The organism is Xanthomonas sp. LF06-19 (assembly GCF_034105425.1).
In the GTDB taxonomy this organism is placed as follows: domain Bacteria; phylum Pseudomonadota; class Gammaproteobacteria; order Xanthomonadales; family Xanthomonadaceae; genus Xanthomonas_A; species Xanthomonas_A sontii.
In genome coordinates, this window is the sequence record NZ_JAXGGH010000002.1 from 538,935 (window position 1) to 563,125 (window position 24,191).

Consider the following 24,191-nt stretch of genomic DNA (forward strand, 5'->3'; position numbering starts at 1 on the left):
TTGATTAGGTGAACCTGCCCCCGTTACCGCTCGATTCGGTCATCGCTGCACATCGGTAGCTACACAAGACAACCCGTAAAAATAATAAGGCCCGCAGCGATGCGGGCCTTGCGTTAGCTTGCCGAGATAATCCACTGAGCTCTTTAGTCGGCCTTCCGCCTCTTAAAATACCACACCTTTTCGATGTATAACGCGCCGGCTGGCTGCTCGTCGCCACGCCAAACATATGTCCCTGAAACATCAACCGAAAAAACTCTAATCGTATGATCTGAAAGTTTTCCGGCCACAGCAGCATCGAAGCGCCGAATACTCTCCACATCCAATTTTGACTCTTCAGCGTCAAATGGGATGACAACCACTGAGGGACATTTTGGATCAGTGATTACGCTTCGCTCTAGCAGATCACTGGTAAAAATCGCTCGGACTCGCACTTGTGCTCCGCCGGCCTCCTTCCCTCTCTGTGTCAACTCGCAAATTGAAGAAATGGCGTCGCCAGAATGTCCAGAAAGAGGCTCCAGTTTACTTGCCACTGCGATTGATGACAATTCAATCTGGACAGCAAGACTGAAAGCAAGAGCAAGGAGTCGATTCAGTTGCATGCAGGATTTCCTTTACACCATGTATCGGTCGAAGCAGCAGCACCAGCAGCAATTTCTTGCGGAGTAGAAAGCCCGAGATTCATGCCTAAACCCTGCCCAACAGCGGCCTGAGTCTGATAAGCATTCATTTCAGTCCTATATTCCGTCGCCCTAGAGTTCGGGTACCCAATTCTCTGATAGTCGAGCTCGTGGCGCCCCTCATGAGCCAGTGCTGCCGAACCTCTCGCATTGCCTATATCACCGGCAGATTTTCCCGGATTTGCAGTCAAGAACGCCGACGAAAAACTCGCAATCTGCTTTAGATCAATTTTGATGTTTCCATTAGGCCCTGCACTGGCCAGCGTGTTCTTCGCAAGCGATGAAGGAGTGATAGTTACTCCATTCTTATCCCCAACCTTTCCAAGGTAATTTGATACAGCATCGAGCTTCTTGTATTTATCAGAATTAGGGTTGAGATTCTTCATCGCACTGCTAATTCCAGTCACGAAGCGGTCAACTTGCTCTGACTGCTTCACACTGCAAGGTCCACCGGCAGACGCTGTGCAGTCATATCGCCCATCAGGATCAGTAAACCGAAAAGGGTTATTACTGGCATACTTGTAACGATTGAAGTTTACGCCCGTGTTCGGATTAGGTCCAACAGGATCAACGGAAGGGAACCTACCAATATCCGGGTCGTAATAGCGCTGCTGCATGTATGTAAGTTTGGTCGCAACATCCATGATATGCCCTGTATAGCCAGGCCCATCCTTAATCGGATGATTCAACAAACTACCATATGGTTCATACTCGCTCCGCTCAACAGAGTTCCGATCCTTGTCCGTGATCAATACCACTGATCCTAGACCATCGGTATGGATATAGCGGACCGTCTGCGCCGAGGCGCCAAAAGCGACGAGCAATGAAAGAACGGTAGCAGCCATCAGGCGCATTACCACATGAATCCCCTGGAAATTTGACATCACTCGTCCTTGCGAGTTGGAACCATCGATACGCGATGTAGATTCGACTTTTCTCATGTACGTCGGATCGACAACGCTTCCCCTAGCAACATTTCGGTGCAACGTACTCAACGGAATCTACGGAGCAGACTCCGCCAGAGCAGGCTTACTTCAAGTAGATCTCGACGATGTCGCAGCCATTGGTCTGCACATCGATCTTGCGCTTGTTCACCAATGCCGTCATCAAGACCGCCAGCAGCGCCTTACCGCCGGGCTGGTCGTCTTGAAAATGCAGGACGTGGTTGCCAGATGTGGCCTTGCATTCCGCTGGCGTGTCCGACAGCCAGACAAAATGATCGGTGTGGGCTTGATACGTTCCCAACTGCACGACGTCGAGGTTCTGCATCGATTCGTTTGCCGATGCTTGCCAACTCAGCAAAGCGAGCATCAACGGCAGGCCCATTTTATATTTCATATTTCTTCTCTTCTTGAAAATGGATCAATCTGCGCCGTGCAAAAAAGCGCGACGCCCTCCAGATCCTTACTTCTTCAGCCGTATGGAAATGACTTTGGTGCGATCGCCGAAAATGCATACACCCGGATCGACCAAGACTTCGACATCTAAATTCTTGGTGTATGCGACGAGTGCCATCGCGGTAAGTTCTTGGTAAGACGGATGATTCTTGTCGATCGCGAAGTCGTTCAGGGGAGCCGAACACCCGGATGGGCCATCGTTGGAAGTATGAATAGCCATACCTTCACCGAACCAGCCGTTTTCAATAACGGTAATTTTACCCGCCCCGACCACTGTGATGGCTTGCGCCTGGTAGGAAAAGCATGATGCTGCGATCGCCAGCGACATTCCCATCTTCAAATTCATCTCACACCCGCCTTTTTTAATCCGTTGTTGATCGCGGTCGTTTACTGTCTCTGTGTCTTCGAACCGCGACAGTCAGGTATTCCACCAGTCCTCAGCGGACTTAGTCATTCAGCAGCAGCTGATACAGCAACGGCACAATATCCACCGCAGGCCGCTGGTCGTGCGTCACGTTCGAAACAGCGGTGCAGTTGCCGTCTGCCGTGCATGCAGTCACGCGATACGAATAGGTCCCTGCCGGCCTGGCCAACGAGGTCCAGTTGCCCTGGCTGCCTTCGTACACAGAGGTCCAGGTGACACCATCCACGCTCTCTTCCACCACATAGCGGGTCGCGCCGGAGACAGGGTTCCAGTTCACGTAGTCCTTGACCGACGCGAGCTGGCCCAGCGGCCAGTCGGCTTCGGCGACCAGGCTGCCGCCCAGCAGGATGTAGTCGGTGGATTTGGACTGGCGCTGGTTCTTCTGGAAGCGCAGTGCGCCGGACTGGTCGTACAGCGAGCCGATGTTGCCGGCGCTCTGCAGCGCCAGCGTGCGGCGGCCGTTGCCGTCGTAGCGGTAGGTCTCCTTGCCGGTCGCCTGGCGCAGGCGGTTGCCGTAGTCGAACACGAAGGCCTGACCGTTCTTGTTGCTGAGGTTGCCCTGCGGGTCGTAGCTCATGCCAATGACCGTGCTGCCGCCGCAACTGCCGGTCTTGACGTTGGTGAGCTGCCAGTTGGCGTCGTAGCAGTAGTAATGGTCGCGGCCGGGCGCGACGACGTGAGTCAGGTTATCGAGCACGTCATAGCTGTAGGTGGCGGTGCCGAACATCGGCGACTCGGCCTTGGTCAGCCGGTCCAGGCCGTCATAGGTCATGGTGCGGTTGCCGCGCTGATTGCGCCCGGTGGCGCCGTCGCTGATGGCCGCCACGTTGCCATTGGCATCGTAATCGTAGCCGTCGCTGAGGAACGCCGTGCCGCCGTAGGCATCCTGGCTGGTGTCCGGCAATTGGCGCGCGTTCTGCGTCAGGGTGTGGACGATGCCGTTGCCGTAGGTGAACTGCTTGATCGCACCGTTCGGGTAATAGCTCACACCGGTGGCATAGCTGCCCGCCTGGGTCGGTTGGCCCAAGGCATTGGGGGCGTAGTCCACCGTCTGTCCCGATGGATAGCGGTGCGCAGCAAGGTTGCCGTTGGCATCGTAGGCATAGCCCAGCGCCCAGGTCTCGCCATCGGCCTGGCCCTGGCTCTCCGCAATCAGCAAGCGGCGCTTGTTATAGGCGTAGCTGTTGTAGGTGGCAACGCCGTTGTTGGTGGTGGTGATCTGCTTGACCGCCCCATCCGGCCAATAGCTCCAGGCCTGGTTGCCGTTGCCATCCGGGAAGCTCAGCGCCTTGATCCGGTTGCGCACGTCGTAGCTGCGATCGACCCGGCGGCCGGAGGCAAAGGCGGAATCCGCATCGCATGAGGTGGTGCTGGGCAGCGACAGGCCCGCCGCACTCCAGACGAGATTGCCCGCAGCGTCGTAGCCGTTGGCGGTGGCACCGGTTTCCGGTTCCACCGTCTTGCACAGCTGCTGGTAGGTGTCGTAGACGTAGCTGCGGGTGACCGCCACGGTGCCGTTGGCGTCGTGGCGGCGGATGGACAGCGGCTTACCAAAAATATCTCGGTTGATCTCAGTGGTGGCACCTTCAGGGTGCTGGATCCAGACTGGCGTCTTGTAATCAGGCTGATCGAACACTTGGTAGCCAGCCACGGTCCTGTTGCCACGTGGATCGGTTACGCGCGTCTGATTTCCCGCTAGGTACTCGGTCAACGTTGTCAGCGTGCCCAGCTCTGAATCCAGAGACACTGACGTCGTCCGACCTAACGTGTCGTACTGGGTTCTAGTACCGGTACTGAGCGCATCAGTGGTTCCCGCGAATGACGCAAAGGCCACTCGACCCTTATAGTCATAAGAGAAACGTTGATAGCGCCCAGTTGCTCCTGGATTACCGGCGTCATATTCATATGTAACAATCGGCCGCAGAAATCCATCGAAATACAGGACCTTGCGCGCATTTCCAGTAGCGGTTGTTTGCCGCCAGTGGCCGGCAGGCAAGCCATATTCCGACGACCCAACTTGCTCGAAGGTCGCCGTTGTCGTGTTCCAGTTCTGACTATCCCCTGTCGGATAGGTGACGCTCGTCAGGCGCCCCATCACGTCGTAGCTATAGCCTGTCGTCGCGCCGGACTCATCGGTAACGGATGTGATCCAGCCATAGTCGTTTACATTCGCGCTGATCGCCGCTCCATCAGCGAAGCGGATAGATGTAGGCACCCCCCGTTTCCAATTCGAAAAGCTTGTGGAATTGTTAGCCCCGTCAACGGAAGAGGAGAGTGTTCCATCAGAGTTGTAATAGAACTTCTGCCGTAACTTTCCATACTCATAGGAAATTGCAGGCAGACCGGTTACCGGATCGTAGTCGACCTGCGACTCCACTAACCCAGTGTCACTATTAGTGCGCTTGGCTACCTGGCCCAGGATCCACTTCTCGTAGTTATCGCTGTAATCCAAACGATCGGATCGCTGGTGCCAAGGGCTGTAGCGATTAGCAGCCGACATCCGGCCAAAGACGTCGAAACTAGTCGCTTTATAATTATAGGAAGAACCAGATTCAGTGATGGCTCGACCTGAAACCGGAGAAATCGTGCCGACCTGAGCGTTATTGATATTGTCGAGTAGCACACTTCCTATCACCTTGGGCCACGGGCCTGCCGAAGGCGATGCATATGTCGAGTCTTCGCGACGCAGCAGTGTTGATCCAACTGCACCGTCATAAATTTCGGTGCTCAACAGTTGACTTTCTGTAGAGTCGTAACGATTACTGAAGGTATACCGGCTTGCCGCTCCTGTTGGCGACTTAAGATCTGTCCAGACAGTGGTAGCGCAGCCAGATGCGCAGTCCTTGGCCCAGCTCCCCTGGGGGGCTGAGTAGCTATATGTCCAAGTCTGCTCTGACACACCGGGACCGGAAATGCGCTCAGACAGAATGTTGATACCCTTTGTAATATTGGGGATTTCGAGGGTCAACTTTCCAGGAGAGCTAGAGTCACATAAAAACGGAACATAAGAGCGCCCACGGATCAAAGTTCCAACACTAAAGTTCCCTATCAATCCGGAAGGATGTTTCAGCGAGATGTTTGCGGAGCCCCCACTTTGACGATAACTGAACGAAGAACACCCGTCATAAGCATCATAAGTGATGGTTGAAAGATCACTAAACCTCGCGAGCCCAGAGACGTCCATCGCCCAAGAGCTGCCATCCGGGAGGATCGCACTGGTCAAGTGCACCTTGGAGTCAGAAAGCGTGGCATACGAGTAACTCCAGGTTCTGGACGGAGCGTCAGAGGCCTGAAGTGTCGCGGTGGTTATTCTGCTTCCTACATCAGACGTATTATTTCCGGTCCACGTTTCATAATTCAGGATCAGCGAACGCCCATCACTCGACTGGATCTTTACGAGATTTCCGTTAGCGTCGTACTGATAAGAAAGGCTGTTACCAAAGCGGTCCTCAATGCGGGACGTCATCATCATCGCCATCTGGCGGGCAACGCCCCCGAATCCGGGTTGCGCGAATCCGACATTGTCGTAGCCTCGGTAGATCAGCCAATCCATCCAGTATTTGGTACCATCGGGCGAAACCACCAGGAATCCCTGCCCGCCTTGCCCATTGGAAGTCTGCGCAAGGCAAGTGACCATCCAATGTTGTCGCGTGACGATCGGGAATGACATTTGATTGCCGCTGGCATCTTTCATCCGCGGCGAAAGCGTATTTGAACTATCTCGGCGCAGCAGATCCTGGCGCCCCATTCCGGGAATAATGAGCTGGTAGCCGCCCCACCATTGCTCGGCAGTATAGATAACCGGTGCTTGACGGCCGACATTGAGCACCACTGCAGGCGCTTTGGCAAAATTCGTGCAACGATCACCACGAAAGAATTGATTTTCGTTCGTGGTCAGCGTTTGAATACTAGGAAGTTCCAGCCGCCAATCGGCAAAGGCCCGTGCCGTTCCTTCCCTTGAGCTTGAGTCGGACGGATCGAACGTACGTATCAGTTGAATCGGCAACCCAATACCAGGCTGATCGATATCCACCTGCCTGAAGGTCAGTGCGCCGTTGTAAAGGCTGATTTCTTCGCCAAAAGGCTTGTCACCCAGGGGCTGTATCTCACGAGATGTCCGAATGCGCTTATCGAACTCGTCTTCCGGCGTGACCGCCAGAGCGCTCTGCAGACCAGATACGGACAGACACACGAATAGGACGACGATGCGCCATCCCTGCCGCTGAGTGAACATTGATTGCCCCTGTAGACGTGCCAACGCGACGCTGGCAGCACTGTCAATTACACAGTACCGCCGGAATTTGTCAAGGCAGTTTCATCGTCGCAGGGCCGCGCACTACTTCTCCTTCCGCCAATTCACCGACCCACGGTTCTCCACCGTGCTCGATTCCACCTCGGCGTCGAAGCCGCGGCCCAGCAGATATTTCAGCGTCAAGACCGAGCCGCTGCCGATCAGCGACACGCCGTAGCTGACGTAGAGTTTCGGCGAGAGATATTTGCCGAAGCCCACCACCGAGCCGCCGAGGGTGCGCGACTGGCTGACGCCGGCGTCGTCGAAACCGAGCCTGGCGCCGAGCTGCGAGGCGAGCAGGCCGCTGCCGGCCGACAGGGCGCTGGCCGCGGCGGTGACCTGGTCGGCTTCGGCGCTGCTGGTGTTGCTGAGGCTGCGGCCCAGCACCAGGTAGGACATCGCCTCCGATTGCGACATCGACGGGTCCGACCACACGTCCGCATGCGGGGCGGTGGCGCGGCCGGTGACGTCGATGCCGGCGGTGACGTCGCCGACCTGGCGCTGCGCGCGGATGTTGATGCGCGGGTCGGAGACGATGTTGTTGCTCCAGGTGAGCTGGCCGCGGGTGATGGTCAGGTCCTGGCCGTACGCCTTGTACTTGCCGCTGACGTCCAGCCCGCCGGTGGCGGTGGTTTCGCGGCCCGGCCGCGAGCGCACCTGCATGGCGCCGGTCAGCGCACCCTTGAGGCCGAAGCCGGCCATCTTCACCTGGTCGCCCAGGGTCACGCGCAGGTCCATCTCCAGCGGCGAGGTCGGCGTGGCCTCGGGGTCGGCCGGGTCCAGCACCACCACGTCCTCGGACAGCGAGGTGCCGCGGTCCAGCCGCTCCAGGTCGATGTCGGCCGAGGGCACGGTGACCTGGCCGCTCAGCATCATGGTCTTGTTGGCGATGCCGAACTGCAGGTCGGGATTGGCCACCGCGCGCAGTTCGGCGGTGTTGGAGACCAGCACGTTGGTACCGCGGATGTTCAACTGCAGCGGCGTGCGGTCGCCGTACCAGGACAGGCCGCCATCGACGTTGAGCGTGCCTTCGCCGGACTTCACCGAGGCGACGATGCGCGCCGAGCCGTCCGGCTGCGCGTCGAAGCGGCCCTTGCCCTCGCTCAGGGTCAGGCCCAGCGCCGGCAGTTCGCCGGTGAAGTTGCTCAACGTGGCGTCGCCGCCCATCGCCGGCTGCGAGCGGGTGCCGCGCAGGCTGACGTGGCCTTCGACCAGGCCCTTGGGCCGGACCAGATCGGGCGAGAACAGCTCCAGCCAGTACAGCCGCGCCATGTTCATGTAGATCTCGCCGGTCAGCGGCGCATACGCATCCCAGCCGGTATCGACAGTGGCGTCGACGAAGCCGTCGCCCTGGAAGCCGATGCCGAGCTTGGAGTGGATGTGCTGCGCGCTGAAGTCGGTGACGAAACTGAACTGGTCGTAGCGCAGCAGTTCGCCGCGGGCGTTGTCGCCCAGGCGCAGGCCGCCTTCGCGCGAGGCCAGGCGCAGCGAACCCTGCCAGGCGTTGCCGGCCGGCTTGAAGCTGCCGTCGATGGACAGGTCACCGCGCAGATACATCTTGCGGCCGTTGCTCGGCGGCAGCCACGGCTGCACCAAGGCCAGCGGCAGCGCATCACCGCGCAGGGTCAGGCCCTGCTTCGGCCAATCGGCGGACACGCACAACGCACCGCCGCTGCCCGGGGCCAGGCAGCTCTCGGAGAGGCTGAAGGCGCTGCCGGCCACGCTGAAATTGGCAGGCTGCCGCAGTTGCCACGGTTCGCCCTTGGCCGGGGCGATGCGCAGCGTGTTCAAGGCGCCCTGCCAGCGCGCGCCGTCGCGGCGCACCTGCCCGGCCAGGGCCAGCGCGCCCATGTCGTTCTCGGTCTTGGCGTCGAGTTGCAGGTTCTCGACCGCGCCGCGCGCATCCACGCTCAGCGTCTGCAGCAGCACGCCGGCATTGATCGCACTGCCGCGCAGGGCGAGTTCGCCGCCATTGCCGCGCCAGGGCAGGCGACCGCGCAGGCTGAGGCTGTCGGCACTGTAGCTGTCCCACTTCACGCCGTTGCCGGTGAGGTCGGCGGTGAGATCGGGCGCGTCGCGGCGGCCCTTGACCTGCACGCTGCCGCGCAGGCTGCCGGCGCCGCCAGGCAGCAAGTCGGCCAGTTGCAGCGGCTGCAGTTGCGCGTCCACGTCGAGCTGGTCGCCGACCTTGCCCTGCGCCTGCAGGCGGCTGTCGCCCAGGCTCAACTGCAGCTTGCCCTCGCCCTGGCTGCCCTGCAGGGCGAGCTTGGCGTTGGCATCGAGCGGGCGGCTGCGCAGGCGTCCGTTCAAGCGCGGGATGTCGAGCGTGGCCTGGTAGCCGGCGGCGCTGCCGTCCGGCCGCGCCGGCAACTGCTTGCCCTGCGAGGCGAAGGTGCCGGACAGCTTGCCGTCCCAGCCCGGTGCGAAGTAGCCGGGATCGAACCCGGCCAGCGTGCCTTGCACGTCCCAGTTCAACTCCGGCACCCAGGCCACCTTGCCGCCCAGGTCGAGGGTGCCGCTGGGCATGGTCGCGCGCACCTGCTTCAGCTGCGCCTGGCGATCGTCGCCGCGCACGTCCAACTGCAACTTGGCGCTGTCCTTGCCGCGGGCGACGGTGGCTTCGCCGTAGGTGGCCCACTGTTTCATCGTGCCGGCCACGCCCAGGTTGGCCTCGACCAGCTTGATCGGCACTGCCGGTGCGTCCGGGGTGGACGGATCCGGCGCGGTGGCGAAGCTCATGCCGCTGGCGTTGACCGCAAAGCGCAACTGCGCATTGTTCGGGTCGCGCAGATCGGCGGTGCCGCGCAGGCGCAGTTGCCCGTCGAACGCGCGCAGTTGCAGCGGCGCGACGGTGAGCACCTGGTTGTCCAGGCTCAGGCGCGAGGGATCAAGAACAATTTTCTGCCCGTCGCGCGACAGTTCGCCCTGCAGGTCGGCATTGCCGCCCTTGCCCTTGGCGCGCAGGTCGAAGGCCAGCGGCACGGACGCCGGCGCATCGTCGGCCGGCGGCACCAACAGCGACGGATCCAGCGCCTTGCTGCTGGCGGCGAATTCCCACACCGGATCGGTGCGGCCGGTGAACACCAGCGTGGCGCGCAGCGGCGCCGGTGCGTTGCCGGCGATGGCCACTTCCATCTTGTCCAGATCGCCGCGCGCGACCAGGCCCAGGCGCGCCGGGGTGCGCCCGCGCGCGGCCGGCAGCACGGCGCTGGCGGTGAGGTCGGCCTTGTAGTCCTGGCCCGGCAGGTAATCGCCATTGATACGGAAATCGCCGCGGTCGCTGTTCACCACCACCTGGGTGGCACGGAACTCACCGTTGGCCACTTCCACGCCGCCGCGCAGCGTGCGGATGTCGATCATCGGCTGCTGCGCCTGGGTGATGCGCAGGCCGTCGATGGCGATGCGGTCGGCCTGCAGCGCCAACGGCACTTCGATCTGCGGCAGCGACTGCGGCCAGCGCGGCAGTTCGAACGGTTCGTCGCTCTTGGCCAGGTTGAGCGTGGCGTTGGTTAGTTCCAGCGCATCCAGTTGCAGCTTGCGCCCGAGCAGCGGGCGGATGTCCGGATCCAGGTAGGCGCGCTCAGCGGTGAAGTGGATCTCGTTGTAGCGGAAATCCAGGTGATGCAGGGTCAGCGGACCGGCCAGCGGCCCTTCGGCGCGTTCCCAGGTGAGCGTCGAACCGGCCGGCAGCCGTGCCACCACCTGCGCCAGCAGCACATCGCGCCCGGCCACGGTCTGCAGCAGCCAGTACAGCGCGATCGCCGCCAGCAGCACCAGGCCGGCAATGGTCAGCGCCGAGCCCCACCAGAAGCGCTTGCGCCGGTAGAAGCGCGGGCGCCGCGGCGGCGGCGCGGCGGGCGACGTCGGCTCGATCGGCGCGCTCACAGATTGGCTCCGATGTTGAGGTAGAGCTGGAACTGCGAGTCGGGATCGTTGAGGCCGTGGGCGATGTCCACCCGCACCGGCCCGACCGGCGAGCGCCAGCGCAGGCCGAAGCCGACGCCGGTGTGCCAGTCCGGCGTGTCGTCGAAGGCACTGCCGCTGTCGACGAACACCGCGCCGCCCCAGGGCCCGCCCTTGAAGTAATGCTCGTACTCGGCGCTACCGGTGAGGATGTGCTTGGCGCCGAGCGCGAAACGGTCCGGCCGCGGCGTGCGGGGGCCGACTTCGCGGAACGCATAGCCGCGGATGCTGTTGTCGCCGCCGGCGAAGAACCGCAGGCTCGGCGGCATCGCCACCAGTGCGTCGGTCCAGGTACTGCCGGCTTCGCCGCGCAGGATCAGGCGGTCGTTGTCGCCGATGCCGTGGAACCAGTTCACCCGCATGTGCGCCTGCACGAAGCTGGCATCCGAGCCCACACCCTCGGCGCCACCGCGCAGGCTGATGTTGCCGCTGAAGCCCTTGCGCGGGAACACCTTGTCGTCGACGCCGACGTAGTCGGCTTCGATCTGCGGATAGAACAGCGTCGAGGTCTGGTACAGCGCGCCGTCGAAGACCTCATCGGTGGCGTAGCGCCAGCGCTCGCGCAGCGCGTTGATCGAGGCGATGGCGGTCCAGTGCTCGTTGATCTGGCCGCTGCGGCTGCCGGTGAGCTTGACGTTGCGCAGATCGATGTAGTCGGTCTGCTCGTCGTAGACGCGCAGCGAGGTGGTGTACCAACCGTCGAGCCAGCGGAACGCCGGGATCCGGTAGCTGGTGATGAAGCTCTTGCGCTTCTGCGCGTAGTCCAGCTGCGTGCTGAGCTTGTGCCCGCGCGCGTTGACGTAGCGGCGGTCCACGCCCAGGCGCACGCCGGCGCCGCTCTCGCTGCCGTAGCTGAGGCCGGCGGTGTAGATGCTGCGCTTGGCGCGGGTGAGGTTGACGTCCACCGGCACGTCGCCGTTGGCGTCGGCCTCTTCCGGCTTGGGCTGGATGTCGATGACGCTGAAGTAGTCGAGCTTGACCAGCGACTCGCGCAGGCGGTCGAGCTTGCCCTCGTGGTAGTAGCTGCCTTCCTTCCAGTACACCAGCGGATCGAACAGCTTCTGGTTGAAGTAGTCCTGGTGGAAGCGGATCGGGCCCATGTTGTAGCGGCGGCCGCTGTCCCAGCTCAGGTCAATGTCGGCGGCGTGGTCGGCGCGGGTCACCTCGACCTTGCGCTGGGTGAAGTCGGCATCGAAGTAGCCGCGCTCGGCCAGGCGCCGGGTGATGGTGACCTTGCTGGTCTCGTAGACGCTGCTGACGAAGATGTCGCCCTTGCGCGGCCGGAAGTTCTTCAGGTCCTCGCCCAGGTAGCGGTCGTCCTCGGCCGGGCCAGTGATGCCCACCTGGAAATTGCGCACCCGCACCGGCTCGCCCTTGTCCACGTGCACCACCACGGTCAGCTTGTCGTCCTGGCGTGGCGCGTCGACGGTGATCTTGGGAGTGAAGTAGCCGAACGGCTCCAGCGCCTGCCGGGTCTGCCGTTCGGCCTGGCTCAGCAGGTACTCCAGGCGCGACTCGCCCTGGTCCTTGCCGATGGCATCGTACAGCGACAGCGAGACCTGGATGTTCTCGATCATCGCCGCGTCCTCGTCCTTGTTCAGGCCCTGGATCTGCACCTTTTCGATGACGCCACGGGCCTCGGCGAGGCCGGCCAGGGAGAGCAGGGACAGGAAGGTGGCGAGACGGGGGATGGGTCGCATGGGCGTCAGAATACCGGCACCCCATGTGAAGCTGTTAACTAGACGTTTGTTACATGTGACCGGGATGTCGGGTGTAAGGCATTTGCGCAGGGACATCCGTGCTTTCCGGAGTCACGGCATTCGGAGCGTCTACGCCGGGAACCGCGCTGCGCCTGCGCCCTTGCCAAGCCACGGCGACGGCGCCACGCTGACGCCTCGACCCGCAGGAACGCCGCATGTCCACCGTGATCGCCACCGCGCGCCTCGTACTGCGCCGACTGGACCCCGAAAGCGACGCCGCGCCGATGCTGGCCCTGCTCAACGACCCCGGCTTCCTGGCGCACATCGGCGACCGCGGCGTGCGCGACGAAGCGCAGGCCAGCCGCTACCTCGCCGACGGCTCGGTGCGCAGCTACGCCGAGCACGGCTTCGGCCTGTATGCCGTGGAACGTCGCGACGACGGCGCCTGGCTTGGTGTGGCGGGGCTGGTGCTGCGTCCGACCCTGCCCGCCCCTGATCTGGGCTATGCCCTGCTGCAACCCTATGCGGGCCAGGGCTACGCCAGCGAGGCGGCGCGCGCGGTGCTGGATTACGCGCGCACCGTGCTCGCGCTGCCGCGCGTCTACGCCATCGTGGCTCCGGGCAATGCGCGCTCGCTGCGGCTGCTCGCCGCGCTGGGCTTCGTCGCCCAGGGGCGGGTACGCCTGAGTCCGGAGGCGGCCGAGGTCGAACTGTATCATTGCGAGTTGGATGCACCCGAGGAGCACGCCTGAGCATGGACACCTTGCACACACTGCGGCTGTTCGCCAACTACAGCCAATGGATGAACCAGCGTCTCTACGCCGCGGCCGCAACCCTGCCGGACGCCGCGATCACCGAGCCGCGCGGCGCCTTCTTCGGGTCGCTGTTGGGTACGCTCAACCACTTGGTGGTGGCCGATACGATCTGGCTGCAGCGCTTCGCCCAGCATCCGGCACGGCACCCGGCGCTGCAGGCCATCGCCGCCACTCCGGTCCCCACCGCCCTGGATGCGCCGCAGGCCGACTGCCTGGCAGACCTGCGGACGCAACGCGAGTCCCTGGATGCGACGATCGCCGAGTGGATGTCGCAACTGCATGCCGACGACCTCGACGTGGCGCTGCGCTATCGCAACACCCGTGGCGAATCGCACGGCCGGCGCTTCGGCGACCTGCTGCTGCACTTCTTCAACCACCAGACCCACCATCGCGGCCAGGCCACCACCCTGCTCAGCCAGGCGGGTGCCGATGTCGGTGTCACCGATCTGCTGGCGGTGATTCCGCAGGTGGAGATGGGGTGATCCTGCGATCGCGGGGCGCTGCGCTTGGTGCGTGCCTTGATGTTTAGGGTACCTGTAGTAACGCGCCTTGCCGCGGTTTTGCGGTGGGTCTGCCGCCGCTCCCACAAGTGAGCTTCTTTGATTAACCAGAGGCTTCGTTTAGAAGCCCATCCACGCAGCGTCACCCGTGCGCGAGCTGCGCCTGCAACTGCGCCACGATCTCACGCAACTCCGCCACCTCGGCCTCCAGCGCCTGCAACCGCCCTTCCAACTCATCGTTGCCCGAGGCGGTCGGCCGCGCCTTGAACGTGGCGGCCAGTGCCTCCGCGTCCACCGGACCGGCAAGCAAGTGCATGTAACGGTCCTCGCGCTGCCCGCTGGCACGCGGCAACTGCACCGCCAACTGACGCTGCGCCAGCCGTTCCAACTGATGGCGGACATCGTCCGCATCGGCGAAGCGCGCCATGCGCTCGGCCCGCGTCAGCAACTCGTTGGCGGTCTGCGGACCGCGCAACAGCAGCAGGCCGAGCAGGGCCACCTGTTGCTGGGTCAGATCCAGCGCCGACGCCAACCGATGCTCGTAGCGCTCGGCGCGCGAAGAGAACTGCTGCCTTACCAACCCGCGCCCCTCCAGTTGCCGCAGCGCGTGTTGCACATCGCCCGGACTCAACGTCATCACCGGCTCGCGCGAGGTCTTCTGATTGGCCGCCACCACCGTCGCATTGACCGTGAGCGGATACGCATCCGGCGTGGTCGCCTCCTTTTCGATCAGGCAGCCGAGGGCGCGGGCTTCGATGGCGGAGAGAACGGGAACGGCGGCGGTGTCGGTCATCGTATGGACTGCTTGCTGGTCAGGGGCGAAGCATACCGCTGGAAAGCGGTGATTCGGCATGGCAGGGTTCCAGAACAATATTCTGACCAATGTTCACTGGCATGCGACCTTATAAATTCCCTGGCGCCTTAACTGAAACAATAAAGAAATCCTAAAATTCTACATGGCTTGAAAAGAAAGTAAATCTAAAATTATTTTTACTTTATCGAAATCCTCGGGGTGACACTGAAGATATTTTTCGCATGCTAGTTTAATGCAGTTAGAGCAAGCCTCTTCACTCACAACAACAGTATTCTCAATCCCGGGAGGATATCCATAAGAGAACTCAACACCATCAAAATGATCTTCATCAAAAAAGCTATTTCTATCTGCGAAATTACAGTACGCGCCATCTGTACTGAATCCCCACTTATTCACTAAATACCCCAATGCCTCCAAGAGGAAGCCGTCAGCGTACATTCTATTGAAATAGGATTTAATAATCCAATACGGATCTGATTCATCGTCTGGCTGATCGAACAGTTCTTTCATGCAGGCATCGCTTTACCATTTCGCCTCGAATAGACGTTGTGAGTTGAACCCACCCTACAGCGCAACTCGGCATAGAAACTAAGATGAGCGCTTTAACTTCTTAGCGGGACCCTTGGCTAATACGGACACTTTGCTCAGGCCGGCCGCGGCGTTAAGCACCATGCCCGCACACCGTAAAATACCAGTTGTTTTCTGCGGCCACTATTATTCATTATATTTAAATTCCACTCTTACCTGCCCACCCAATCTGTAAGAAAAAACAAAGGAAGTCCAACATTCTCCACGTTGCAAAGCGCTTTCTCTAAGGCGCTTTACTAGGACATATAATGCCGCATCATTGATATCTGTCTTAGCTTCAGTTGTCGCGCGCCCCTCACTTTCAACTATCAACTGCGTGTCGATATAACCGTCACCCACTTTAACCTCAAAAACGAAGGAATCATAGCCATCGACTATGCCAGAATCTATAATTGAAAAAATCTCGTTGGCTGTCTTCAGGTCTTCAGTGATCATTTCTTACCCCATGAGATTTTTAGTAGCTTTCTTCGCCCCAAGATCCTGGTAGACCGGATGGCGAAGGCGATGTTCTGCGAGGCCAGCTCCGTGTTCTTCCATGTCGCACTGTCAGCATTGGAGAAACGGCTGCCGACACTGGCCTGCACATAGGCATAGACGCAAATCTGTGCGACGACCGCGGCGCCCACGCCTACTTCCAATACGGCGTTGCTGCCCTTGCTCTATTCCGAATCCGAGGACTTACCTGCTTCCAGTACCAAATTGCGCTCTGCGTCCGGGCTGAAGGTGTGGAGTATGTCGATCTAGCGGCTTAATAGCCAACTTCAGTAGACCACCGTCATCTTAGATTTATTAATTTCCTGCGATGTATGACCAATACTCCGAACCGTCCGATTTCTTTATCCAGATTCGACCACATGCGGGGCAAGCAATAGCGTCATGACTAACTGCGTCTATCCGATTAAAGAATTTATCAAAAGAAATCTTACCCTTATCGATCAATTCTGCCAATTCATATAGCAGCGCGTTTGGAACGACAGTTAATTGTTCCGGAGCCGGAGAGTTAGTAAGGCTAATTACATAGGAGCATTTGCATGAGAATTTGGCCACCTTAAACTCCAGAAATTTATTAAGTTATATATAAAATTATCCAGGTATCGCCCATATGACCCTGATGGCGCTACTCTATTCGCGATCGGTCGAGCTTTGCCGCGCAACGTGGTGTCGCCCTTCGAGTGAGGGCGATGTTCTACTTGGCCAGCTCCGTGTTCTTCAAGGTGGTTGTCGGCGTTGGAGGAGTGACTGCCGACGCTGGCCTGGGCATAGACAAGACGCCAGTCTGCGCGCCGACCGAGGCGCCCACGCCCACTTCAAGGCCCGTGTTGCTGCCCTTGCTTTGTCCAAGCTCCCGGAGAATTAGCGAGGCTAATAATATAGAAGCATTTGCATGAAAAATTAGCCACCTCCACCTCTAACAATCCACTAAATTGGATGGAGTCTCGTCCGCATCTCGCCAAAGTGATTTGGCATAGGCCACGATGGCGACTATCTGAAGTAACTTAAGTTTAGTTCATCAATAAACTCCGCAATGATTTTGCGGTCAGAATCGTTTTTTGCGAACCTATTAAGGACGGGAATCATATGATACAGCAGCAAATCCGTATTAGAATCGCTCATCGGTAAACGTTCTTTGACACAATCCAGAAGATGTCCTGTTGACATGAATGAAGCAAATGCCTCATACCCTCTCGCGCTAGCGAAAGGTAACTTCCTGAAGTAGTACCGTGCTAGTCGCTTCTGGTCGGATCTTTTCCAAGAACGATGGGGAATCAACAGCAGAGCTTCACCATAATCCATCGACCCTATCGGGTATTTTTCCATTAGCCAGTCAGCAGCCTGCTCGGAATCCATCTTTGCAAGCTGCATACATAGAATGCTCTGTTTTTCATTCATTTTTCAACCTACTTCGAATTAAATGAATCTTGCGGCAAGCCGGCATTACCGTTTAACGTGGCGGGCGGCTTATAATGCTCAGAGTCATTAGTCCACCTGGTTATTTTTCCTCGACTTGGGTCACCATTATTTCCAAAACGTACAGAGCCTGCATACTTAACCTCCCCGCCACCACTCAACCCAAGGTGTGTTGAAAAATCCTGATTCACATTTGGTCTGGCAACCCGAGTGCTTCCATTCGGCATAGTTACAAAATCATAGGAGCCGGATGACGTTATTCTATTTCCCGTCGAGCTTTGCAGCCAGTAGCGGCCAGACTTATCCTGTACAAGCGTCCTCACTGGCCGCTATGCAATAGGAACATCATTAGGGTGCATATGCCGGCGTTGCCGGCCATTGTGCTGATGGTACTGGCCGTCTGATAGCCGTTGGCCACTGCCGCCATGCCCTGCATCGCCGAGAGCCTGCCGTCGGAGTTGCGCGCCGCATCGACGTTGTTGATCAGGTCGATCAGTGGCGATTTCACCCGCGCGAACGCGCCGATTTTCAGCGTGTCGTCCTGCGAGGACGCGGCGTGGCTGTCGTTGGCGGTGAGCAACTGGATGGACGCGGCAGTCACGTCCACGTCCTTGGCCGCGACCACGTTGCTGGCGCTCTGTGTGTAGGTGCCGCCCGCACTCAGATTGACGTTGCCGCCCAGGCTGCCGACGCTGCTGGCCACCTGCGTCACCGTGGCGTTGTCGTCGCGGTGCTTCTCGGTGTGATAGCCGGAGAAGCGCTCGGTGTCGGAGATGACTACCGTACCGATCGCCTTGTTGTCCGAGACATTGGCGTTGCCAGCGGTGTCCTGCCCGCTCTGGATGGTCAGGTCGCCAGCGGCGTGCATGTTCACATCGCCCTTTGCCGCGATGTTGCTCGCGGTCAGGGTGATGTCGCCCTGGGTCGTGCTCAGGCTGGCGTTACCGCCCACCGACAGTTGCGTGCCGGTGATGGTGTCGGTCTGGCAGCTGTAGGTCGCAGGCGATGGCGTCGCGGGTGGGGTTGGTCAGGTCGCGGCCGGCGATCTGGCCGCCGAGGTTGAGCAGGTTGGCCTGCGGCGCCACCGTGCCGCTGGACACTATGCGGCGCTGGTTGAGCAGGTTACCGGCGTTAGCGCTGACGTTAATGCTTAAGGATATGACTTGACACTTCAGGGAATGCACTCTGGATGTGTTTGTTGAGGCCCTCCAAGTCATCATAAGCGATAGGACCAAACCCTGGCTCATATGCGGCTAAATATTGGCTCGAGGAGAGACCCAACTTTAATGCCTGCTCTTGTACTTCCCACAATCTGCTTGGCCCTATTGTCCAATTTTTCCCAGGCAAGCCCTCCCGCTTGTGCTCATGCAACATCCAGCGAACCCTCCCACAATAATTTTCTACTGCAACTTTAATCCTATTTATGATTGCCTCACACTCATTTTCAAATCTAAATGCAATATATGGCGGGTATTCACTTCGATCCACCTTCTCAAAATGATCGCCAAACCAAACGTTTGGCTGTCGCTGCTGATATCTCCTCCACTCCAAAGGACTTATTTCATATAGAAAGTTCAGCAACCATCCCTCAGGCGCTTCAATTTTTTTAACGTCCATTTAATCCTCTCAACTTATCTGAAATAGTCACGCCTCTGGGATTCATACCTCTGATATGACGCTCCCAATCCCCTTTTGGGATCGGATTAGGTGACAATCGAGGATCATATACATAACGACCATCTGTGTAGACCTGATGGTAGAACTGACCTGACTCCTCCGCACCATTCTCAAACAGCGTCAAATTGCCAGGTTGCCTCGGTCTAACTTCAATGACTTTACCTTTACCACCCGCAACGTTAAATAATTTGTCGGCAATTTCTGAACAATCCACATGTTCACATGCAGTCATGTTTTTAATACTCGGGCTTCCCATAGCATCAACAACCGACTTGTCCGGTGGAAAGTCTGGATTAACAGATCGGAAGGGACGATTCATGCCTGGCGGAATAAAGTCTCCGGCAAGATCCGTTCCCTTTCTTGCAGCTTCCAGGGCCTCCTCGGACGCATAGATTTCGCCAACTGGTCCCTGGATGACCAGATCACCTTCAGAATTATATACCCGCCTAAATCCCTGCGGGAGCCCGCCAGTCTCATTAGCTGCTGCCCCAGCCGAGTTCATGTTGCGATAGCCTGGAGGAAGCTCCGGAAAACCGCTCAAGGCCGAGGTATAGATCGCGTTGCCTCTCGGCACATCAGACGCGATGTTCGACGCCGAGACGTCGTCACCCCAGCGCAGAACCGTCCTTCCTGCCGTACTACCAGCCGCTTCAGAAACCTGACCTACCGGCTTCAAAGCATTGACCGGCTCAAGGGTTGTGATAGGCAACGTCGTGGCTGACCTTCCCAGACCGGGAACCACACCGGACGGAACAAATCCAACCAGGGAATAGAGCGCTTCTGCGTAAGGCGTTGGCAACCCTGTTTTGCTCAGCAACATCCCGCCTAACGTAGACGTTGTCTCGCCCGTCGCTACGGTTCTAGCGCCGGCAACAGCCTGATCGGCCCCCCAAGGTATGAGCAAACATGAAATGCCCGTCTCTGCACATCCTGCTGCACCTGTCGAAATGGCCGCCGAGCCCGCTGCAGTTTGCAGCACGCCGCCCAAGCGAGCCAAGGGATGCCCGTTACTGTTATCCCATTTGATTACACCATCTTTTGCGGCATCCCCTAAGTCGTAATCAAAAAGCTGTTTTTCAGATGGGATCCCTGTTTTCGCGGCAGTATAGGAACTGTAGTCCTTGTAAATTTGCTCCGCGAGCAAGTCGCCTAGCTGCTTGTACTCATCGCTCGCTCCCTTCGCTTCGAGTGCACCCCAGAATGCTTTTTCTGGAGTTCCATCAGCAAATTGTGCTGAGCATCTCACTCGTGCGCACGCAGCAGCAGTGAGGTCCGCCTGCAGTTGGACATCGCCCTTGCTTAGTTCCTTGATCCGGTTAATTTCTGTATCCGTCGGCATGCGGTTGTTTTCGACCGCATTTCGTGCAATCGCACTGCCGACGGCGACGTCGCTCAGACTGCCGCCTGTCATCCCGCCCACCAGCGCGCCTACCGCTTGCGACAGCGCCAGGATCGTCTGCTTGTCTTGCTCGGATAGATCGCTGGGCTTGGCGTCGGCGCCGTAGAGCGTCTTGGTCAGGTACCGGGCCGCCAGCTCACCACCGGCGCCGACCAGTGCACCGCCTGCGGCCGAACTGCCGTTGGCCTCGGCCAGCACTGCGCCCAGCAGTGCATGCGAGAGCAATTGCGCGGCCGCATTCGGGTCGCTGCCGTGGTCGCCATCGAAGGTCCGCCCGATCAGTTGCGCCGCATACGGTGCCAGCGCGTTACTCGCCACCTGTGTGCCGCTCTGCCCGGACACACCACCCACCAGCGCAGTGGTCACCGCCTGCAACGCACGGCTGTACTCACCGCCGGTACCCCATTGGGTTTGGCTGGTATAGGCATCTCGGTAGGCTGCACTCTGGCTCAGCAACAGATCCTGTTGCTGAGTTGGATCCAGTTTCGCGAACGCCGCTTGCTGATCGCCGTTCAGCCCTTTCAGGTAGGCATCGCGCGCCTCGGCGGTCTTCTTCGCTGCACTGGCCGCGATGTCGCCAGCCACCTGCCGACTGGTCTCCAGCACCGTCCCGGCGGCCGCGCCCATCGCCTGCTGCTCGGCCAGCACCTTGCGCACGTCCGGCAGCGTCGCCAGCGCTTCGTTCGCCTTGCTGGCATCGGTGTTGATACCCGTCTCCGCTGCCGTGGTGCGCTTGCCGCCGATCGTGATGTTGCCTTCGGTCAGCGTGGCGCGCGTGGTCGTGCTGTCGTTGCCGCTCTGGGACATCGGCAGTCCGCCGCCCAGCCCGCCGCTGTTGGCTGCGCCATAGTTCCCATTGGCGATATTGCTGCCGATGTTCTTGGCCTGGTCGCCCGCGCTCACTGCCACCGGGTTGCCATTGGCATCGGTGGCCGGCGTGCCGCTGTAGCCGAACCCGCCAGCGAGACTACCGGAGCTGGCCGAGTAGCCCATTCGGTTCTGCAGGTCGCTGAAGGTCAGCGAGGTGGCAGTCAGGTCGCTGTTGTCCGCATTCGTGCTGGCGATGGCGCCGCCGATCAGGTTCACGTTGCCCGCATCGACGTGGTAGCCGCCCTTGCCGGCGAACAGGCCCGACTGTTCGGTCACGCCGGAGGAGTTGCCGTTGGCCTTGGCCGTGCTGGCGTAGCCGCTGGCGTCCCAGGCGGTGCCGAAGGACACCTGGATGCGGCCGCCATAGCCGCTCTCCTTGGACTGGATGTTCGAGGTGTCCTGCAGCGACTCGATGGTCAGGTCGCCGCCGGTCTGCACGTCGATGCGGTCGGCCTTGGCCGCCGCACCGCGCAGCGTGGTATCGCCCTTCGAGGTGAGGGAGATGTTCTGCGCGGCCAGCTCCGTGTTCTTCCATGTCGCGCTGTCGGCGTTGGAGGAGTGGCTGCCGACGCTGGCCTGCACATAGGCATAGACGCCGGTCTGCGCGCCGACCGAGGCGCCCACGCCCACCTCCAATCCGGCGTTGCTGCCCTTGCTCTGTTCCGAGCCCGAGGACTTGCCTGCTTCCAGCACGAGGTCGCGTGCTGCGTCCAGGCTCAGGGTGTCGCCGGCCTTCAGGTTGCCCTGCACCACGTGCAGGTCGCCGCTGGTGCTGGTCAGGCTGACGTTGCCGCCGCCGCTGATGGTCGAACCTTGCGCGGTCTGGCTGCCGGCCTTGTACTTCTCCGTACTGGTGGCGTAGCCCACGCCCGCTTCCACGCTGACCAGCGCGCCGCTGCCGGCGCCGCCGGCCATGCTGCTGATGGCACTGGCCGCTTGATAGCCGTTGGCCACTGCCGCCATGCCCTGCATCGCCGACAGCCTGCCGTCGGAGTTGCGCGCCGCATCGACGTTGTTGATCAGGTCGATCAGTGGCGATTTCACCCGCGCGAACGCACCGATCTTGAGCGTGTCGTCCTGCGAGGACGCGGCGTGGCTGTCGTTGGCGGTGAGCAACTGGATGGACGCGGCAGTCACGTCCACGTCTTTGGCCGCGACCACGTTGCTGGCGCTCTGCGTGTAGGTGCCGCCCGCACTCAGATTGACGTTGCCACCCAGGCTGCCGACGCTGCTGGCCACCTGCGTCACCGTGGCGTTGTCGTCGCGGTGCTTCTCGGTGTGATAGCCGGAGAAGCGCTCGGTGTCGGAGATGACCACCGTGCCGATGGCCTTGTTGTCCGAGACGTTGGCGTTGCCGGCGGTGTCCTGCCCGCTCTGGATGGTCAGGTCGCCGGCGGCGTGCATGGTCACATCGCCCTGTGCCGCGATATTGCTGGCGGTCAGGGTGATGTCGCCCTGGGTCGTGCTCAGGCTGGCGTTACCGCCCACCGACAGTTGCGTGCCAGTGATGGTGTCGGTCTGGCCGGTGCCGTTGCCCTTCTGGTTGTAGTTACCGAACGGCAGGCCCGCCGCATTGTTGAAGCTCCAGCCCTTGCCGCGGCTGTCGTTGCCGCTGGACTCGGTGGTATGCGCCACGCCCAGGTCGATGTTCTGGCTCGCCAGCAACAGCGCGTTGCCCTCGGCCGACAGTTGCGTGCCCTGGCTGGTGATCGAGCCGTCGCTGGCGAGCAGGGTCAGGTTGCCGCCGGCGCTGACTTGGCTCACCCGCGCGGTGCTGGTGCTGTCGTTCTGGTTGGCGTTGGAGCGGTGCGAACCGGCCTGGATCACCACCGGCGTCAGCGCGGCCGCGGTGCCGGCCGTATCGCCCTCGGCGCGCCGGCTGAGCTTGCCCATGGTCGAGCCGCTGTCGGGCATGTTGCTGGTCGCCGAATCGCGTGCGCTGCGATACGCCGCGGCCGGGTCGTAGGTCACCCCGATGGAGAAGCCGCTGGACTTGCTCGACTGATTGGACTGGTTGTCCACCGTGTCCTGTGCCGCGAGCAGCGCGATGTCCTTGGCCGCCAGGGTCAGGTCCTTGCCCGCGGCCACGTCGGAGGCGCCGATGGTCAGTTGATCGCCGGCACTGATCAGCAGATTGCCGTTCTTGGCACCGACCGCCGAGGCCACCTGGGTGGTGCTCTCGGTGCTGCTGTCGCTGCTGCTGCGCGACTTGCCGTAGCCGAGGCTTGCCACGCCGCCGGAGAAGCTGGCGCTGAAGCCGGACTTCTTCTGGGCGCTGCTGTGCGCCTCGCTGCTCTGGTCCTGCGCCGAGACGATGGCCACATCGTTGCCGGCCACCAGGCGCGCGTCCTGCTGGGCCAGCACGGTCGACCCGACCACGGCGATGTCGTTGCCTGCCTTGATCTGCACGCTGCCTGCGTCCAGCGAGGTGCCGACGGCCAGGCTGTCGTGCCACTCGTCATGCGTGGTCGTGGTCTTGCTGGACAGGAAGCCCTTTTTCTTCTTCTGCATGTCCTGCACGGCGTCGTGCTGCTCCTGCGCGGCGAGCAGGTTGACGTCGTTGCCGGCGGACACGGCCAGCGCGCCCTTGTCGGTGAACAGGTTGGCCGCAGTCAGGTTCACGTCGTGGCCGGACTGCAGGGCGATGTCGCCGCCAGCGGTGAACTCGCTGCCGTGGACGGTCTCGTCGCGGGTGCTGGTGGTCTGCTTGAAGCGCTTGCGCGTCTCCAGGGTGCTGCTGCTGTCGACCGTGGTCAGGGTAGTGCTGTTGAGGTCGTTGCCGGCGACCACGGCCAGGCCGTTGCCGGCATCGAGCTTGGCGGCGGTCAGGTTGACGTCGTGGCCGGCGCTGAGCACCAGGTTGCCGCCGGCGGTGAGCGCCTGCTGGTCGATGTCCTGTGTGGTCGTGGTGGTGACGACCTTGGTCTTGCCCTGGCGGCTCTGGTCGGTGACGGTGCGGCTGTCGCCCAGCACCGACGTGACATTGAGATCGTGCCCGGCCGCGGCGATCAGGTTGCCATCGGCCTTGACCTGCGCCTGGCGGATGGTGAGGTCGTTGCCGGCGGCCAGTTGCAGGCTGCCGCCGGTGGCGATGCTGGTGCGCACCGTGGCCTTGCCGTTGGCGTCGGTGACCGGGATCAGCGACAGGACGTGGCCGGCCTGTAAAGA

The 24,191-nt window shown here is 60.6% G+C and carries 17 protein-coding genes; 2 read left to right on the top strand and 15 right to left on the bottom strand.

Annotated elements, in window-relative coordinates:
• Positions 1-143: 143 nt before the first annotated feature.
• The 7 genes from SLW55_RS06365 to SLW55_RS06395 all read right to left on the bottom strand — a co-directional run bounded on the left by SLW55_RS06365 (position 144) and on the right by SLW55_RS06395 (position 12,452).
• Positions 144-599: a hypothetical protein gene (locus SLW55_RS06365; RefSeq protein ID WP_320744831.1), complete on the bottom strand. Its 456-nt coding sequence runs from the start codon at positions 597-599 to the stop codon at positions 144-146.
• Positions 590-1,618, bottom strand: a complete 1,029-nt coding sequence (locus tag SLW55_RS06370; RefSeq protein WP_320744832.1) for an RHS repeat-associated core domain-containing protein — start codon at positions 1,616-1,618, stop codon at positions 590-592. Before SLW55_RS06370 ends, SLW55_RS06365 begins: the two co-directional genes overlap by 10 nt.
• Positions 1,619-1,706: 88 nt before the next feature.
• Positions 1,707-2,015 (bottom strand): hypothetical protein, encoded by a 309-nt coding sequence (locus SLW55_RS06375; RefSeq protein ID WP_320744833.1) that lies wholly within the window; start codon positions 2,013-2,015, stop codon positions 1,707-1,709.
• Positions 2,016-2,081: 66 nt separating this feature from the next.
• Entirely contained in the window at positions 2,082-2,420 is a 339-nt protein-coding gene (locus SLW55_RS06380) for a hypothetical protein (RefSeq protein ID WP_320744834.1), read from the bottom strand.
• A 100-nt stretch (positions 2,421-2,520) separates the two neighbouring features.
• Complete coding sequence (locus SLW55_RS06385; RefSeq protein ID WP_320744835.1) at positions 2,521-6,732, bottom strand: RHS repeat protein; 4,212 nt, start codon at positions 6,730-6,732, stop codon at positions 2,521-2,523.
• A 102-nt stretch (positions 6,733-6,834) separates the two neighbouring features.
• Entirely contained in the window at positions 6,835-10,674 is a 3,840-nt protein-coding gene (locus tag SLW55_RS06390) for a translocation/assembly module TamB domain-containing protein (RefSeq protein ID WP_320744836.1), read from the bottom strand.
• The gene (locus SLW55_RS06395) at positions 10,671-12,452 is read right to left on the bottom strand and encodes an autotransporter assembly complex family protein (protein WP_148828859.1); all 1,782 of its coding nucleotides are present in this window, start codon (positions 12,450-12,452) and stop codon (positions 10,671-10,673) included. The genes SLW55_RS06390 and SLW55_RS06395 overlap by 4 nt, the downstream gene beginning before the upstream one ends.
• A gap of 215 nt (positions 12,453-12,667) precedes the next feature.
• Between SLW55_RS06395 and SLW55_RS06400 the strand changes: the two genes are divergently transcribed.
• Positions 12,668-13,204 (top strand): GNAT family N-acetyltransferase, encoded by a 537-nt coding sequence (locus SLW55_RS06400; RefSeq protein WP_043093722.1) that lies wholly within the window; start codon positions 12,668-12,670, stop codon positions 13,202-13,204.
• A 2-nt stretch (positions 13,205-13,206) separates the two neighbouring features.
• Positions 13,207-13,749 carry a DinB family protein gene (locus tag SLW55_RS06405; RefSeq protein WP_320744837.1) on the top strand — a complete coding sequence of 181 codons (543 nt, stop codon included), beginning with the start codon at positions 13,207-13,209 and terminating at the stop codon, positions 13,747-13,749.
• Positions 13,750-13,909: 160 nt separating this feature from the next.
• Here the strand turns inward: SLW55_RS06405 and SLW55_RS06410 are convergent, their stop codons facing one another.
• From SLW55_RS06410 to SLW55_RS06445, 8 genes are all read right to left on the bottom strand, one after another.
• On the bottom strand, positions 13,910-14,560 hold the full coding sequence (locus SLW55_RS06410; RefSeq protein WP_320744838.1) for a DUF480 domain-containing protein: 651 nt from the start codon (positions 14,558-14,560) through the stop codon (positions 13,910-13,912).
• A 159-nt stretch (positions 14,561-14,719) separates the two neighbouring features.
• Entirely contained in the window at positions 14,720-15,091 is a 372-nt protein-coding gene (gene cdiI, locus SLW55_RS06415) for a ribonuclease toxin immunity protein CdiI (protein ID WP_152236321.1), read from the bottom strand.
• Positions 15,092-15,295: 204 nt separating this feature from the next.
• Positions 15,296-15,604, bottom strand: a complete 309-nt coding sequence (locus tag SLW55_RS06420) for a hypothetical protein (protein ID WP_152236320.1) — start codon at positions 15,602-15,604, stop codon at positions 15,296-15,298.
• Between the two features lie 1,047 nt (positions 15,605-16,651).
• The gene (locus tag SLW55_RS06425) at positions 16,652-17,059 is read right to left on the bottom strand and encodes a hypothetical protein (protein ID WP_267093158.1); all 408 of its coding nucleotides are present in this window, start codon (positions 17,057-17,059) and stop codon (positions 16,652-16,654) included.
• Between the two features lie 337 nt (positions 17,060-17,396).
• A complete protein-coding gene (locus SLW55_RS06430; protein WP_320744839.1) occupies positions 17,397-18,029 on the bottom strand; it encodes a hemagglutinin repeat-containing protein in 633 nt (210 codons plus the stop codon).
• Entirely contained in the window at positions 18,019-18,177 is a 159-nt protein-coding gene (locus SLW55_RS06435) for a hypothetical protein (RefSeq protein ID WP_320744840.1), read from the bottom strand. The genes SLW55_RS06430 and SLW55_RS06435 overlap by 11 nt, the downstream gene beginning before the upstream one ends.
• A 43-nt stretch (positions 18,178-18,220) precedes the next feature.
• Positions 18,221-18,694 carry a hypothetical protein gene (locus SLW55_RS06440; RefSeq protein WP_150409482.1) on the bottom strand — a complete coding sequence of 158 codons (474 nt, stop codon included), beginning with the start codon at positions 18,692-18,694 and terminating at the stop codon, positions 18,221-18,223.
• Positions 18,684-24,170, bottom strand: a complete 5,487-nt coding sequence (locus SLW55_RS06445; protein ID WP_320744885.1) for a hemagglutinin repeat-containing protein — start codon at positions 24,168-24,170, stop codon at positions 18,684-18,686. Before SLW55_RS06445 ends, SLW55_RS06440 begins: the two co-directional genes overlap by 11 nt.
• Between the last annotated feature and the right edge of the window lie 21 nt (positions 24,171-24,191).